This is a genomic window from Terrisporobacter petrolearius (genome assembly GCF_020748185.1).
Classification (GTDB): Bacteria; Bacillota; Clostridia; order Peptostreptococcales; family Peptostreptococcaceae; genus Terrisporobacter; species Terrisporobacter petrolearius.
In genome coordinates, this window is the sequence record NZ_JAHZMO010000019.1 from 1 (window position 1) to 15,831 (window position 15,831).

General features: G+C 30.0%; 14 protein-coding genes, 1 pseudogene, 1 riboswitch and 1 other annotated feature. Of the genes and pseudogenes, 9 read left to right on the forward strand and 6 right to left on the reverse strand.

Going from position 1 to position 15,831, the window contains the following annotated elements; genetic code table 11:
- A pseudogene (locus K0040_RS11775) lies at nt 1-164 on the reverse strand (IS256 family transposase); the annotation flags it as partial.
- Nucleotides 165-323: 159 nt separating this feature from the next.
- The gene (locus K0040_RS11780) at nt 324-944 is read right to left on the reverse strand and encodes a DUF488 domain-containing protein (RefSeq protein ID WP_228108991.1); all 621 of its coding nucleotides are present in this window, start codon (nt 942-944) and stop codon (nt 324-326) included.
- Between the two features lie 245 nt (nt 945-1,189).
- Nucleotides 1,190-1,435, forward strand: a binding site (T-box leader).
- Nucleotides 1,436-1,685: 250 nt separating this feature from the next.
- Here K0040_RS11780 and trpS point away from each other — a divergent pair.
- From trpS to K0040_RS11800, 4 genes are all read left to right on the forward strand, one after another.
- Nucleotides 1,686-2,705 (forward strand): tryptophan--tRNA ligase, encoded by a 1,020-nt coding sequence (gene trpS / locus K0040_RS11785; protein WP_228108992.1) that lies wholly within the window; start codon nt 1,686-1,688, stop codon nt 2,703-2,705.
- Nucleotides 2,706-2,903: 198 nt separating this feature from the next.
- A complete protein-coding gene (locus K0040_RS11790) occupies nt 2,904-3,296 on the forward strand; it encodes a CidA/LrgA family protein (RefSeq protein ID WP_228108993.1) in 393 nt (130 codons plus the stop codon).
- A 21-nt stretch (nt 3,297-3,317) separates the two neighbouring features.
- Nucleotides 3,318-4,010: an LrgB family protein gene (locus tag K0040_RS11795; protein ID WP_228108994.1), complete on the forward strand. Its 693-nt coding sequence runs from the start codon at nt 3,318-3,320 to the stop codon at nt 4,008-4,010.
- A 409-nt stretch (nt 4,011-4,419) separates the two neighbouring features.
- A complete protein-coding gene (locus tag K0040_RS11800) occupies nt 4,420-4,998 on the forward strand; it encodes an Ltp family lipoprotein (protein ID WP_228108995.1) in 579 nt (192 codons plus the stop codon).
- Nucleotides 4,999-5,097: 99 nt separating this feature from the next.
- Here the strand turns inward: K0040_RS11800 and dapD are convergent, their stop codons facing one another.
- The 4 genes from dapD to K0040_RS11820 form a co-directional block, all read right to left on the reverse strand.
- A complete protein-coding gene (gene dapD / locus K0040_RS11805) occupies nt 5,098-5,811 on the reverse strand; it encodes a 2,3,4,5-tetrahydropyridine-2,6-dicarboxylate N-acetyltransferase (RefSeq protein ID WP_228108996.1) in 714 nt (237 codons plus the stop codon).
- Between the two features lie 26 nt (nt 5,812-5,837).
- Nucleotides 5,838-6,581 carry a 4-hydroxy-tetrahydrodipicolinate reductase gene (dapB, locus tag K0040_RS11810; protein WP_228108997.1) on the reverse strand — a complete coding sequence of 248 codons (744 nt, stop codon included), beginning with the start codon at nt 6,579-6,581 and terminating at the stop codon, nt 5,838-5,840.
- Nucleotides 6,575-7,474 (reverse strand): 4-hydroxy-tetrahydrodipicolinate synthase, encoded by a 900-nt coding sequence (dapA, locus tag K0040_RS11815; protein WP_228108998.1) that lies wholly within the window; start codon nt 7,472-7,474, stop codon nt 6,575-6,577. Before dapA ends, dapB begins: the two co-directional genes overlap by 7 nt.
- A gap of 65 nt (nt 7,475-7,539) precedes the next feature.
- Entirely contained in the window at nt 7,540-8,538 is a 999-nt protein-coding gene (locus tag K0040_RS11820) for an aspartate-semialdehyde dehydrogenase (protein WP_228108999.1), read from the reverse strand.
- 134 nt (nt 8,539-8,672) lie between these two features.
- Nucleotides 8,673-8,843: riboswitch (Lysine riboswitch) on the reverse strand.
- Between the two features lie 270 nt (nt 8,844-9,113).
- Here K0040_RS11820 and K0040_RS11825 point away from each other — a divergent pair.
- The 5 genes from K0040_RS11825 (at nt 9,114) to K0040_RS11845 (ending at nt 15,689) form a co-directional block, all read left to right on the forward strand.
- Entirely contained in the window at nt 9,114-10,307 is a 1,194-nt protein-coding gene (locus K0040_RS11825) for an L-serine ammonia-lyase, iron-sulfur-dependent, subunit alpha (RefSeq protein ID WP_228109000.1), read from the forward strand.
- Between the two features lie 241 nt (nt 10,308-10,548).
- On the forward strand, nt 10,549-12,999 hold the full coding sequence (locus tag K0040_RS11830; RefSeq protein WP_228109001.1) for an ABC transporter permease: 2,451 nt from the start codon (nt 10,549-10,551) through the stop codon (nt 12,997-12,999).
- Nucleotides 13,000-13,011: 12 nt separating this feature from the next.
- A complete protein-coding gene (locus tag K0040_RS11835) occupies nt 13,012-13,677 on the forward strand; it encodes an ABC transporter ATP-binding protein (RefSeq protein ID WP_228109002.1) in 666 nt (221 codons plus the stop codon).
- A gap of 397 nt (nt 13,678-14,074) precedes the next feature.
- Nucleotides 14,075-14,548, forward strand: coding sequence for a hypothetical protein (locus K0040_RS11840; RefSeq protein WP_228109003.1), 474 nt, complete (start codon nt 14,075-14,077; stop codon nt 14,546-14,548).
- A gap of 22 nt (nt 14,549-14,570) precedes the next feature.
- Nucleotides 14,571-15,689 carry an amidohydrolase gene (locus K0040_RS11845; protein WP_228109004.1) on the forward strand — a complete coding sequence of 373 codons (1,119 nt, stop codon included), beginning with the start codon at nt 14,571-14,573 and terminating at the stop codon, nt 15,687-15,689.
- Nucleotides 15,690-15,831: the final 142 nt, after the last annotated feature.

Sequence of the window (15,831 nt, forward strand, 5' to 3'; positions counted from 1 at the left end):
AAGTGATTATCTAGCTCCGCCTTAAGCATGCTCTCTATAGTTCCGCCAAGTAGATCTTTTAAGGCTTCTTGTATATCTTCAGCGCTTTGAATATCATACTCTTCAATTAAATTTGCTATGATATTTCTTTTTCCTTCGCTAAGCTTTTGTTTTCTTTTTCCCATAATAAAACAGCCTCCTATAATAATTAAATATTATCATAGAAAGCTGTTGAATTTTGTTATTTACAGAGTTTTTTTCACACACTCAAGGGGGTAACAAAAATGTTACACCCTTTAATTTTGTCTAAATTTGTTAATGAAAAGTCAATGTGTTTGAAGGATTTATTTATTATTTAATTTTTCTATTCTATACCCAATTTCTTTATTGGCAAGCTTATAACTTTCTTCAATCATGTTTTTAGTGTTCATATCATTACCCAATAAACCATCTATGGTAAGTTGATTTCTTTGATGAAAATATTTTTCTAATAGAAGTTCTTCCAAGTATTTTTGTGTTTTTAAATTACCTTCGTGCATTATATGTTTTACTTCAAATTCCTCTTTAATTAATTCTTTTCCAACTAATATGGCACGAGGACATCTTATAGGTTCTTGCATAGCACCAAGTAAGACTATCCTATAACCTTTGATGCAACCAATTTTTAATCTTTCGATACCTTTCTTAAAGTCATCTTCTAATATAACTTTAGCAAAATCTGCATATCCTTCATTATTATAACTTGTTCTAGTTTTTCTCTTAGCACCAAACTCATCAGCCATATAGATATAGGTATAGCCTAACCTTTTTAAGTTTGTTTGAAAAAATTCTTTGTTATATTGAGTATTATACTTTGAATATGGAATAGCTCTTATATCAACTACACAATCTATATTGTATTTCTTTAATATCTCTATAAATTTATCAAAAGAGTAATTAGAATGACCTATTGTATATATTTCCATCTGAATCACTTCCTTGTTATGTATTTAGTTATATAAATATAATACCCTAATTTTAATGTGATACGTAATATAATATCTAAGTTATAAAGTTAATGAAGAGCAATTTTAACCTAATATATATTTATGAAATACAAAAAAATGAATTTTTATTGTAAACAATGGAAATACTGATTAATAATATATAATAAGTAAATTTATTGACATTTAAATTAAAAGATAATAAGATTAAAATAGAAAACCATATAATAAATCCCATGATAAGGAAGAGTAATTAAATTAAGATTCAATATAGAGAGTTGAGGATGGTGGAATCTCGACAAGAAAGATTTGATGAATGGACCTTTTAGGAGTAAATTGAAATCAGTTGAGAGTAGACTTTACCGTGAATTGCACGTTACAGCAGTTGAGGTATGCTAGTACCAAGAATTAAGAGGTATATTTTATTGTATACAATTTAGGTGGCAACGCGGATATAACACTCCGTCCTATAGTTTTAGGACGGAGTGTTTTTAATTGTAAGGAAATTATGTGTTATCTGGTTTATGGATAACATATAATTTCCAACTTATTAATTTGAGCAAGGTCGTTGCCTGAAGCGATAGCAAAATGATTCGCCAACACGTTGCTCGAAGGCGTCTCGTTGGCGACATGAAGTGTAGCGCCCACACAGTGGCTTAAGCGAAGCGAATTTTTAATTATAGAGAATACTGAAAACTATAAATATCATAAGGAGATGAAGAAATGAGTAAAAAAATAATATTAACAGGAGATAGACCTACAGGAAAACTTCATTTAGGTCATTATACAGGTTCATTAAAAAACAGGGTAGCATTACAAAATTCAGGACTATACGATATGTTTGTTATGATAGCTGACCAACAAGCTTTAACAGATAATGCCAAAAATCCAGAAAAAATAATAAATAGTGTAATGGAAGTTACTATGGACTACTTAGCAGTAGGATTAGATCCAGAGAAAACCAATATATTTATACAATCACAAATACCAGAGTTAGCAGAGCTTACAGTGTATTACTTAAACTTAGTTACAGTAGCTAGACTTAGTAGAAATCCTACAGTTAAGGATGAAATCAAACAAAAAGGATTTGGAGAAGGAATACCAGCAGGATTTTTCGTTTACCCAGTAAGTCAGGTAGCTGATATAACAGCTTTTAAAGCTGATTTAGTTCCAGTAGGTAACGATCAAAAACCAATGATAGAGCAAACTAGAGAGATTGTAAGAAGTTTTAACAACACATATGGTGAATTGTTAGTTGAACCAGAAGGAATGTATCCAGAAGGAATAGAAGGAAGAATGCCAGGAATAGATGGTAAGGCTAAAATGAGTAAATCATTAGGAAATGCAATATATTTAAGTGATGACGAAGAAACAGTTAAAAAGAAAGTTATGAGCATGTTTACAGATCCTAATCATATAAGAGTTGAAGATCCAGGATGTGTTGAAAATAATACAGTTTTCACTTATTTAGATGCTTTCTGTACAGACAAAGCTTACGTAGAAGAGTTAAAAGCCCACTACAGAAGAGGTGGTCTTGGAGATGTTAAAGTAAAAAGATACTTAAACGAAGTGCTTCAAGCTGAATTAACTCCAATAAGAGCGAGAAGAGCTGAATTGGAAAAAGATAAATCATATTTATATGAAGTATTAAAAAAGGGTAGCGAAAATGCTAGAGAAGTAGCCGCTCAGACTTTAAAAGAAGTAAGAGAAGCTATGGGAATAGAATACTTTAAAGGTTTATAAGAATAGATAAAAAGGCATTGCTTATTAGTAATGCCTTTTATTTTTTGTAATTACTCCCTTCACTATGATATTATAAGTATGTTGAAAATATTAGATATAATGTTAAATTATAAAAAATAAAATTTATATATTCATGTTTATATAAATGAAATCGTGTTGTATAATTTTTATAGTAAATTGAAAGAAGAGGAAGGTAGTATGAAAATATTTAATCAATTAGGAATAATATTTGGAATATGGGCAGGAGGAGAATTAATAAGCTCTTTATGTAGTGATTTTATTAAAATACCTGGAACAATAGTAGGGATGATGATTTTATTTCTATTACTTCAATTTAAAATAATAAAAGAAGAAACAATTAAAGAAGTATCAGATTTTTTACTTAATAACATGGCTCTATTTTTTGTGCCAGCAGGTGTATCTCTTATAAACTCTCTAGGTTTAATAGGAGAAAATATGGTTGTTTTATTATTAAGCGTAACGGCTGCAACTATGATTATTATGTTTGTAACGGGCAAAACAGTAGATATTATGATTCATAAAAAGGAAGTAGAAATAGATGAAGAAGAATCAGACGAAAGATTCGCATAGTAGAGGGATAGGAGATAATAAATGGAGCAGATATTAAATACACAATTATTTGGACTTGTAACAATTTTAGTTTTTTATAATATAGGTTTATTTATACAGAAAAAAGCAAAAAAACCTATATTTAATGGTTTATTAATATGCATAATACTAATTATATTATTTTTAAAAATTACAAATATACCTTATGAAAGCTTTAAAATAGGTGCAGATATAATGAATTTCATGTTAGGACCTGTTACAGTGGTTTTAGCAGTACCGCTTTACAGACAGTTTGATTTATTTAAAAAGCACTTTAAAGAAATTCTTATTGGGATTGTAGTAGGAGTAGTAACTTCTTTTATAATAATAACTATTATAGGAAAATTAACTTTAACAAATAACGATATAGTTTACTCTATTTTACCAAAATCAATTACAACGCCAATGGGAATATCATTAGTTAACGCACTAGGTGGAGTGGAATCTATAACTGTTGTTTGTATAATTGCAACAGGTATATTTGGAAACATATTAGGGGATTTAGTATTAAAAATAGGTAAGATAACGCATCCTGTGTCAAAAGGAATAGCACTGGGTACGGCAGCTCATGCTATGGGTACAAGTAAGGCTCTAGAAATGGGCGAGGTGGAAGGTGCTATGTCATCTCTATCTATAGGTATTTGTGGTGTTTTAACAGTTATGCTAGTACCTATATTAATGAATTTTGTAGGATAAGATTATATTTAAAGTGTTTTAATTTGGATATAAAAGTGAATAAGTCGAAAGATCAATAAGCATAAAATTTAGGTTAAATAAAAGCTCCTTTATGGCAACGGTTAAAATATAATCATAGTCGAATGGAGCTTTTTATTATATAGCAAATATTTATATTCTAATTTCGTTTAAAGTACCATTAGCACTACTATTTGCATATCTATATACAACTTACCCATCGATTATGATTAATCAAATTTTTTAGGTTTTCATTATACTAGATGACTTATTTAGATTAATTCTCAGGTGAATATTATAAAAGCTAAAAAACAGCATTTGTTATCACAAAATGATAAATTTCGACAAGGGCTATATATTATACTATCTATTGTAGAAATCATATTATTAATAAACAGAGGAGAATTGAGTAATGTCAAAAATGATACAATGTAAATCTTGTTCTAAAGAAATAGCATCTAATGAAAAGTTTTGCCCAGGATGTGGAGCAAAAAATAAAAAACCAATATATAAAAGACCTTGGTTTATAGTAATAGCATTCTTTGTAATAGTTGGAGCAATAGGTTCAGCAGGTGGTGGGGATTCAACTAAAACAAATAGTGGGACAACTGGAACTGAACAGGAAATTAGTAAGAATCAAAAAACAGAAGAAAATGCTTCAGTAGAAGAAAAAGTGGAAGAGGATGTTCCAACAGAATATAAGTCTGCATTGGAAAAAGCCAAAATATATAGTGATACTATGAATATGTCTAAGGCTGGATTATATGACCAATTAATATCAGAGTATGGAGAAAAGTTTTCAAAAAAAGCTGCTAAATATGCTATAGATAATGTAGACGCAAATTGGAAGGAAAATGCATTGAAAAAAGCAAAAACATATCAAGAAAGCATGGCTATGTCTCCAAAAGCAATTTATGACCAATTAACATCAGAATATGGAGAAAAATTTACAAAAAAACAAGCGAAGTATGCTATAGACAATCTGGAGTAATATATTGTAAAAAAGAACTTAAGCACCTAGTATAAAAACTAGGTGCTTTTTATAGTATTATAAATAACTATTAAATCTTTTATTAAATTTATTCTAAGATTAATCTAATTTTCTTAAATCTTCCAGAACCTTTGTTTTATCAGCAGTTTTTTCATCTTTATTCTTAATTATTCTAGCAGGAGAGCCAGCTACTACAACACCTGGAGGAACATCTTTTGTAACAACAGAACCTGCAGCAACAACAGAACCTTTACCGACTCTAACACCTTCAAGAATAACTGAATTTGCGCCTATTAATACATCATCTTCAATTATAACAGGAGTAGCAGAAGGTGGCTCAAGAACACCAGCAACAACAGAACAAGCCCCAAGGTGTACATTCTTACCAAGCATTCCCCTAGCACCTATTACAGCATTCATGTCTACCATAGACCCTTCTCCAACAACGGCACCTATGTTTATTACAGCGCCCATCATGATTACGGCATTTTTTTCTATTGTAACCATATCTCTTATTAGTGCACCTGGCTCAATTCTAGCTTCTGCATGTAAGAAATTATAAAGAGGGATAGCTGAATTTCTTCTATCGTATTCTATATGAATATCATCCACAGAAGATTTAAAGTTTTCCACATCTTTCATTATAGTTTTATAATCACCAATTAAAATATAAGAACCTTCTTGACCAAACACTTTGTAGTTATCATTTTTTTCTATTTTTATATTACCAGAAACATAAACTTTTACAGGTGTTTGTTTTTCAGCATCTTTTATATATTTAGCTATTTCATACGCATCATTTAAGTTAACCATAGTTTTCCTCCAAATTTTGTCTAGTTTTAGTCTAACATATTGTTCATATTGTAATATCCAGTTTCTTTATTTACTAAGAATTTTGCAGCAGCAATAGCCCCTTTTGCAAAAATATCCTTAGATTGAGCTGTATGTTTTATTTCTACAACTTCATCATGGCCGGCAAATATAGTAGTGTGTTCCCCTACTATAGTTCCACCTCTTATGGCGTGAATACCCACTTCAGTAGGCTTTCTCTTTTCACTGCGACCATATCTTCCATAGATACATTCACTATCTTGCAGAACCTCTTTAATTCCATTAGCTATCATAACAGCTGTACCACTAGGAGAGTCTAGTTTTTTATTATGGTGTTTTTCTATTATTTCTATATCAAATCCATTAAGAGCTTTGGCAGCATCTTTAACTAATTTAACTAGAACATTCACACCTAGAGACATATTAGAAGAGTGGAAAATAGGAATAACAGCCGAAGCTTTTTCTATTGCACCTAATTCTTCATCATTAAATCCTGTAGTTGCTATTACTAAAGGTGTTTTTGTTTTTGTGGCATAATCCAAAACATCATATATAGCACAGTGATTAGAAAAATCGATAATAATATCAGCATTTTCTTCTACTTCACTCATTTTATGATAAGTTTTGAATGGGACATCTAATTCATCTCTTGATACACCACAAACAAGTTGTAGCTCACTATCTTCGTTAACACATTTAGTTAAAACTTTACCCATACTACCGCTATAACCATTTATAATTACTCTTAACATGTTGCCTCCTGTATTTTTAGTCCCCAATTAACTAATTCTCTTTTTAAAACTTCTAAATTTTGTTCTTCCATTTCAGCTAGAGGGAGTCTTAAGTCTCCCACATTAAATCCTAATAAATTAACAGCAGTTTTTACTGGTATAGGATTTACTTCTATAAATAAAGCATCTATTAAAGGTTTCATACCTAATTGTAATTCTCTAGAACCTTCTACATCACCTTCCATGAACTTAGCTACTAGATCATGAGTTTCCTTAGGACAAATATTAGCTAGAACTGATATAACTCCAGCCCCTCCTAGAGAAAGTAGGGGTACTATTGAGTCATCATTACCAGAATATACAGCAAAGCCTTCTGGAACTAACCTGCAAACTTCAGCTACTTGAGCTAAATCTCCACAGGCTTCTTTAAGAGCTACAATGTTATCCACATTTTTAGCTAAATCAGCAACAAGTGCAGGTGGAATATTAACCTTTGTACGTGAAGGAACATTGTATAAAATTATAGGAAGCTTAACACTATTTGCAATAGATACAAAATGTTTTCTAAGTCCTAATTTATTAGCCTTATTATAGTAAGGAGTTATAATTAAAAGAGCATCTGCACCTAATTTTTCAGCTTCTTGGCTCATATAGATGGAGTGAGCAGTGTCATTTCCACCTGTTCCAGCTATTACAGGAACCCTTTTATCAACAGCATCAACAATAGTTTTGATTGCTAATAAATGTTCTTCGTCACTCATGGTACTGGCTTCACCAGTAGTACCACAAGCAACTATAGCATCAGTGCCGTTTTCAATTTGAAAATCCACTAATTCTTTTATCTTTTTAACATTAACCTTCCCACTTTCATCAAATGGCGTAACTAAAGCAACTGCAGAACCTTTAAAAATCATAAACAAACCTCTCCTTTTCACCTTAAATTTAATCTCTATTAATTAATATTTATTAAAGCTCATTTTTATACTAAATCATATTTTAATAATAATTCAGCTATTTGAACTGCATTAGTAGCAGCACCTTTTCTTATGTTGTCAGCAACAACCCACATATTAACACCATTATCCACACTAAAGTCTCTTCTGATTCTTCCAACGTAAACCTCATCATGACCTTCAGCATCAACTGCTAGAGGATATTCGTTGTTAGCAGGATTATCAACTATAACTACACCTTCAGTATTTTTTAGAGTACTAAATACATCTTCTAACTCAAAAGGTTTATTAAACTCTAAGTTTATAGATTCACTGTGAGCACCTCTTACTGGAACCCTTACAGTAGTAGCAGTAACTTTAATATTATAGTCTTCTAAGATTTTCATAGTTTCATTTACCATTTTCATTTCTTCTTTTGTATATCCGTTTTCTTCGAAAACATCTATATGAGGAAGACAGTTAAATGCTATTGGATGAGGGTAGAAAGTGTTTGGTTTTCCCTGGATTCCATCTTCCAAGTCTTGAACTCCTTTAACTCCAGAACCTGATACGGCTTGATAAGTTGAGTAAACCACTCTTTTTAAACCATATTTATCATGTAATGGTTTAAGAGGAACCATAGCTTGTATAGTAGAGCAGTTTGGGTTTGCAATTATTCCCTTATGATTTTTTACTGCTTCTGGGTTAACCTCTGGAACAACTAGTGGAACATTAGGATCCATTCTCCATTGGCTTGAGTTATCAACAACAATTACTCCTTTAGAAGCTGCTATTGGTGCGTATTTTTGGCTTATTCCTCCACCAGCAGAGAATAGAGCTATTTGTATATCTCTATCAAAAGAATTTTCATTTAATTCTTCTACAACCACATCTTTGTTAGCAAATTTAACAGTTGTACCTGCAGATTTTGCAGAAGAGAACATATAGATATTATCTATTGGAAAACTTCTTTCTTCTAAAATTTTTATAAAAGTTCTTCCCACCATACCAGTGGCACCAACTAAAGCAACATTAATTTTTTTCATTTTTAATCACCCCGTAATATATTTTAGATTTAACATTAATAACATAGAGAAAATTTAAGGGAGAGCTTTATATTTATATATATAAAAAAACGTACAAAGGTATACTTTGTACGTTTAAAACGACATGTCAAAGTAAACCTTGTAGCTCACCACTTAAAAATAAGTGACAGTGTTATACATATTATGCATAACCCCAAAAATAATCTTTGCCAAGATTATTTTTTCGGCAATGGTTCCTTTCTTTGAATATTAACGTCTGCCGACTACTTTCAAATACTTTTAACCACTGCACCTCTACCCTAGGTTAAGATAGTTTTTTTAAATTATTAATAATAGTAATACAAAAAAATGAAAAAATCAATAAAAATGTAAAAAATTACCTCAAACAACATCTAGATTTTTTGTCGCATTTTAGGTAAAATGTTTTATATGTTATTTAATATTTATAAAAATATTTTTTAAAGGTAAATAATTCTTAAATTATTATTATTATTATTGGAAATATATAATTTTAATTGGGAATATGTTTTCTTATTAAAATAAAAAGAATATCTAAATCCCCGAGGAGGAACAAAATGGAATCACTAAAAGAACTTTACAAAATAGGTAATGGACCTTCCAGCTCACATACAATGGGACCACAAAGAGCTGCTGAACAATTTAAGAACAAATACCCAGAAGCTGTTAGCTATAAAGCTCACTTATACGGAAGCTTAGCTGCAACAGGAGAAGGGCATTTAACTGATTATATAATCAAGAAAACGCTTGAGCCAAAAGAAGTTGAAATACTTTGGAGAGAAGATATAGTTAAACCATATCATCCAAATGGTATGATGTTAGAAGCTATAGATGCAGACGGAAACGTAATGGGAGATTGGACTATCTACTCTGTTGGTGGAGGTACAATAGCTGAAGAAGGAATGAGAAATGCAGGTGGAAACGACACTTACCCTCATTCAACTATGGAAGAAATAATAGCTTGGTGTAACCAAAACAATAAAAACTTCGTAGACTATGTAAAAACTTACGACGATGCTGATATAATGGATTACTTAGTAACTATTAAAGATGCTATGAAAAAATCAGTAGAAGACGGTTTAAAAGCTACAGAAGTTATACCAGGTAAATTAAATCTAGAAAGAAAAGCTGGATATTTCTATAAGCAATATCTTGCTAAGAAGCAATTAAATACATTAGTTTATGCTTATGCTTTAGCTGCTTCAGAGCAAAATGCATCAGGATATGTTATAGTAACTGCTCCAACATGTGGTTCTGCAGGTGTTTTACCAGGAATATTCTTCGCAATGAAAGACTATGAAGGATACACTGATGAGCAATTAGTTGAAGCTTTAGCTGTAGCAGGTATAGTTGGTGTTCTTGTTAAGAGAAACGGATCTGTTTCAGGTGCTGAAGTTGGATGTCAAGGTGAAGTAGGAGTTGCTTGTGCAATGGCTGCTGCAGCAATAGCTTTCTTAAAAGGTGGATCATTAAGACAAATAGAATATGCTGCGGAAATCGGTTTAGAACATCACTTAGGAATGACTTGTGACCCAGCTTACGGATACGTTCAAATACCATGTATAGAAAGAAATGCAATGGGTGCTCAAAGAGCATTAGATGCTGCTAACTATTCATTATTAACTGATGGAGAGCATCAAGTTACTTTTGACCAAATAGTTAAAATAATGGACGAAACTGGTAGAGACATGATGGATAAATACAGAGAAACTTCAAAAGGTGGAATAGCTAAATTATTCTTCACTTGCTAGTTTTTAAATATTGAAATATTTATATTAAAATAGATAAAAGAAACAGGAATTTTCCTGTTTCTTTTTTTTTACAAATTTATAACGAAAGTTGTATTTTATTAAATCTTTATAACAAAGAGAGCACAATCTTATAAAATATAATATTTTTATAATTTTTTTAGATATAGTTAGATATAAGAAAATTAATAAATGGAGGGGAAGCAATTCTAAAAATACAATCAACGATAAAGGGAGGAAAAGAATGAAGGGTGTTTTAAAATTAGCTTTTTATTATTTAAAAAATCAAAAAGGAAGAAGTTTTTCTATAGTAATAGCAATAGGGTTAGCTACGTTGATATCATTTTCTAATATTGTTCAAAAACAAACAAATATAAAACTAGGAACAGAAAAGCTGCATAACACATTTGGAACTTATGACTATGAATATAGTGATATTGATGATGAAGCATTGCAAAAAATATTAAATGATGATACAAGGGATGCTACATATACAATAATGAATTTAGGTAGTATTGTTTACAAAAATGGTGTTAAGAGCACTCTTAATACGTATAATCCAGACTATTTAGAAGAAAGTGAATATACACTTATAAATGGAAGGGCACCTAAAAATGAAAACGAGATAGTTTTAGATAATAAATCTATAGAGGAAATGAATTTAGAAAATAAATTAGGTGAAGACATAGATTTTAACATAGTTAAAAAATATAAAAGTCATGATGGAAATGATGAAATATACAATAAAAATTATAAATTTAAATTAGTTGGAATAGTCAGCAGACCTAAGAACTACTACGAAGAATATAAAGAATATACACTTAAAGTTTTCACAGGTGGATACAAAAATTTAATACCAGAAAACTTTATTACTAATGATGGCATCTTAAATGTAGAAAATGAAGATTCTACAATGGATAATATGTATAAACGAATGGAAAAATACGGCCTTACAGAGGATAAATTCTTTATGAATATCGGTTTAATTCAAGGCCTAAACTCTCTTGGTGTTGGTGAAGAAGCAACAAGCTATGAAATAAGAAACATGTTATTACCTATAGCTGTATCGGCGCTTTTAATATGCAATATTTTTGTAATGACTTTATTTGATATGAAAAAAACAATAGGGATGTTAAGAGCCATAGGTGCTAAAAGGCATCAAATATGTTCTATGATTTTTATACAAAGTTTAATGTTGGTAACTATTGGTATATCCTCTGGTTTTTTAATTGGTAGAGCGTATGTGTATAATTATATATCTAAAATGTACCCTCAAAATCCAAGCCTCTATATAACTAAAGAAGCAATATTCATACCAATATTAATAGCAATAATTACGGTGTTTATTTCAAATATAGTTCCCATATACAAGGCTACTAGAATATCTCCAGTAGAAGGAATGAGAGATAATGGTTTTAGTGACAGAAAGTTTAAAAATAGATTTTATTATAAATGGATAAGAAAAGTATTTAATATGACTGGAGAGATGGCATATAAAAATGCATTCAGATTTAGGACAAGAGCTATCCTTTGTATATTATCTATGGGATTAGTTGGATCTATGTATATAACTGCATTATCAAATTACAACAAAATTGGTATGGATGTAATGCATATGCCAAGTCAAAATATTGATGAGTATGATATAAAACTAAATAAAGACGATTATAATGTGGAAAATGCTCTAGGGATGTATAGTAAGAGTGATGTAGAAAAAATTAAAAATATAGATGGTGTAGACTATGTAGATGGAAAATTAGTGTTGTCTGGGTCTATGAATAAGAATGAATCATATTTAGAAGTTAGGGGTTATACAGAAAAAGATCTGAAAAAATTAGATAAATACATAGAAGAAAAAAGTGATGAGAAAAATAGTGAATACATAAATGTTTTGGTTAATAATCATACTGATGGAACCAATGAACCAATAGATAAGGATTTGAAAATTGGAGAATTAATTGAAATTAAAATACCATCAGCAAATGATGGAAAGCTAAGTTATAAAGTCGAAAAAGTTAGAATCGCTGGTTTCTTAGACAGAAAATGGATTTTAAATAATTTCTATGGAAGAATGATAACGGTAATAATGCCAATAGAGGAATTATCTAAATTGACTAATATAAATGATGTTAATGTAATAGGAGTAAAAGCTTCTAGTGGAAAAGAAAAGGAAGTTGAAAATAAAATAGAAAAAATGATTGGAAATAAGGATTATAACAATATAGAAAGTAGAGGGAAATATAAAGCAGAACAAGAAAAATTACAGGAAATGGATAAGATGCAAAGTATGTTTTTATTATTACTTATGTCTGTAGTAGCATCTTTAAATATTTACTACACTATAAAAACAGGAATACTAATTAGAACTGGAGAGTTATCAACATTAAGAAGTATTGGTATGAGTATGAAAAAGATAAGAAGTATGCTTATTAAGGAGTCTTTAATTTATGCTCTTATTAGCTGCATGCTAGGGTCTGCTCATGTTATATATAAAGGATACAAGGATGTATCTATGGTTAATGAAATTATGGAAACTGGATTTGGTGCTAAGAATCTAGAAAAATTTGAAGTGCCTTTTAATGAAATAGCAATATTTACTTTTTTAGTAATAGTAGTTTGTATTATATCGGTGTACTTGTCTAAGAAAAAACTAGAAAAAATGAGTATATCAGATGGAATTAATAGGAATGAATAAGGGGGAATCAGTATGACGATATTAAAAATAGAAAATTTAAACAAAATTTATGGTAAAAAAGAAAATAAGTTGCATGTTTTAAAGAATATAAATTTAGACATAGAAGAAAATAAATTTATTACTGTAGTAGGTGCTAGTGGGTCTGGAAAAAGTACATTATTAAATTGTATGGCAGGTCTTGATAAACCAACTGATGGAAATATTTATTACAATAATGAAGAAATAAGTAATATGCCAGATGGAAAATTAGCTGATATAAGAATAAAAAACTTTGGATTTGTGTTTCAGAACTTTAACTTAATACCAGTTGTTAATGTATACGAAAACATAACAATGCCTTCATTATTAGAAAATAGAAAAATAGATGAAAAATATCTAGAAGAATTGTTAGATAGGCTACAAATAAAAGATAAAATAAAGAAATTTCCTAATGAATTATCTGGAGGACAACAACAAAGAGTAGCAATTGCTAGAGCTCTTATAAACAAACCTAAAATAATATTTGCTGATGAGCCTACTGGAAATTTAGATACAAAGTCAACAGAAGAAGTTATGAATATACTAAGAGAATGTGTAAACGATTATAATCAGACATTAATAATGATTACTCATAATGAAAATATAGCTAAAGAAGCTGATATTTGCATAAAGATAAAGGACGGACAAGTATTAAGTTAACTTAATAAAACCTAAAATAGATCTTAGAAATAATCATGAACTTAGTATTAATGTATAGAGAGAACGCAAAAAAAGAACAAGAATTAATCTTGTTCTTTTTTTTACATATAAGGAAACTATAGTTGAATTTACGCTGTTGATAAACTCTGGAATTAAGTTATATCAACTCATTTAGGAAATGTAAAAAATGTATTTTTGAGCAATGGAGTTGCCTAAAATTTCATAGCGCCCACGCAGTGGTTTAAAGCGAAGCAAAATGATTCGCCAACACGTTGCTCAAAGGCATCTCGTTGGCGACATGAGCGAAGCGAATTTTTTATAAAAAAATATTATAAGTTTATAATAGAAATGTTATTATTTATTATAAGAAGTTACGATAAATTAGGGGGGTACTCTTATGGATAAAAATAATAAATGCAAACTTAATGATATTTCAAACTATTTGGTAGAAAAGCTAAAAGCAAAAGAAATGACAGTAGAAGAATTTTTAAGTATGAATAGTAATATATCTGCAGAGGAACTCAACAATAATTCAAAGATTTTCAAGATAAATGATTGCAATTTAATAAAATCACTACTAAGTGAAAATGAAAAATCAGAATTAGAAATAACTATGAATCATCTAAATAAAGATTTGGACCATATAGATAAATCATCTTATGAATATAGGATAAGTACAGGAAATTTGGTAGTAATAATTTTAGAAAGTGAAGATGGAGAGTATCTATCAGGTTTTATTATGGATGGGAACGTAGAATTATTATTTAACTCCTTATTAGAATTAATAGGAAACGACTTTGAAAAAAGCAATAACACATTAGAATATATGATCGAAGAATTAAGACGATTTAAACCATATGGCACAATCTAATTTATAAACAAGGGGGATTTTTATGGTAACAAAATATTTAGAGGACAGAGTAAAAAGTCACAGGTATAACTTGCATAACTTAGCAGAACTTTCTCACATGGAATTTAATACAGCAAAGTATATTAGAGACTACTTAGAAAAACTAGGTGTGGAATATGAAATATATTTAGAAACAGCAACAGTGGGAATTATAAAAGGGAAAAATCCTAAAAAAACAATTGCATTTAGGTCAGATATAGATGCACTACCTAGTCCTAAAGGGGCTGAGCACTTATGTGGACATGATGGACACATGAGCATACTTCTTGGGCTAATAGAATATATAGTTGATAATAAAAATAAGCTAAATGATAATATAGTGTTTGTATTCCAACCAGCAGAAGAAGATACTGGTGGAGCCGAAAGACTTATGGACGCTGGTGTATTCAAAAAATACAAAGTAGATGAAGTTTATGGACTACATATACATCCTGATTTTCCAGAAGGATATGTGGCTTGTAGACCAGGTTATTTAATGGCCCAAAATGGAGAAATAAACATAAATATAATTGGCAAAGGTGGCCATGGAGCCATGCCACAAAATACGAAGGATGCAGTTTTGATTGCATCAGAATTTGTTACAAGTTTACAAAGTATAATATCTAGAAATATTAATCCTATAGAAGGGGCTGTTATAACTATAGGAAAAATAACTGGAGGAAGTGTTAGAAATATTATTGCAGAAGAAGTGAGATTAGAAGGTACTATTAGATGTTTTAACCCTTTTGTTTATGATACCATGGTAAATAGAATAAGAGAGTTTATTAAAGGATTTGAAATGTCTTATGGTTGTAAAATAAATGCTGAAATTGTACATGGATATTTGGCAGTTAATAATGATAAAAAGCTGTATGATGAATTTGTAAATGCTATTGGAAAAGATATGATAATAGAAACGGATCCCCTTATGATTTCGGAAGATTTTTCTTATTACCAAAGAGAGGTACCAGGGCTGTTCTTTATGTTAGGTGGAAGAAATGAAGAAAAAGGATTTGTAAACGGTCTTCATAATTTTAACTTTAATTTTAATGAAGATATATTAATCGGTGGCTTAAATATATATAAGCAACTGTTGGAGTATAAAGATTCGTTGCACTCATAGAGCCAACGATATATCCTTGCTAGCGCTACGGATAAATCCGTTGCTTAGAATTCGATGGGATCATAGTGGTAAGGAGTTAATTTTATTTAGTTGATAATATATACCCCTTAGTTTTTGTATAAATTTTTGTCAAGATGACAAA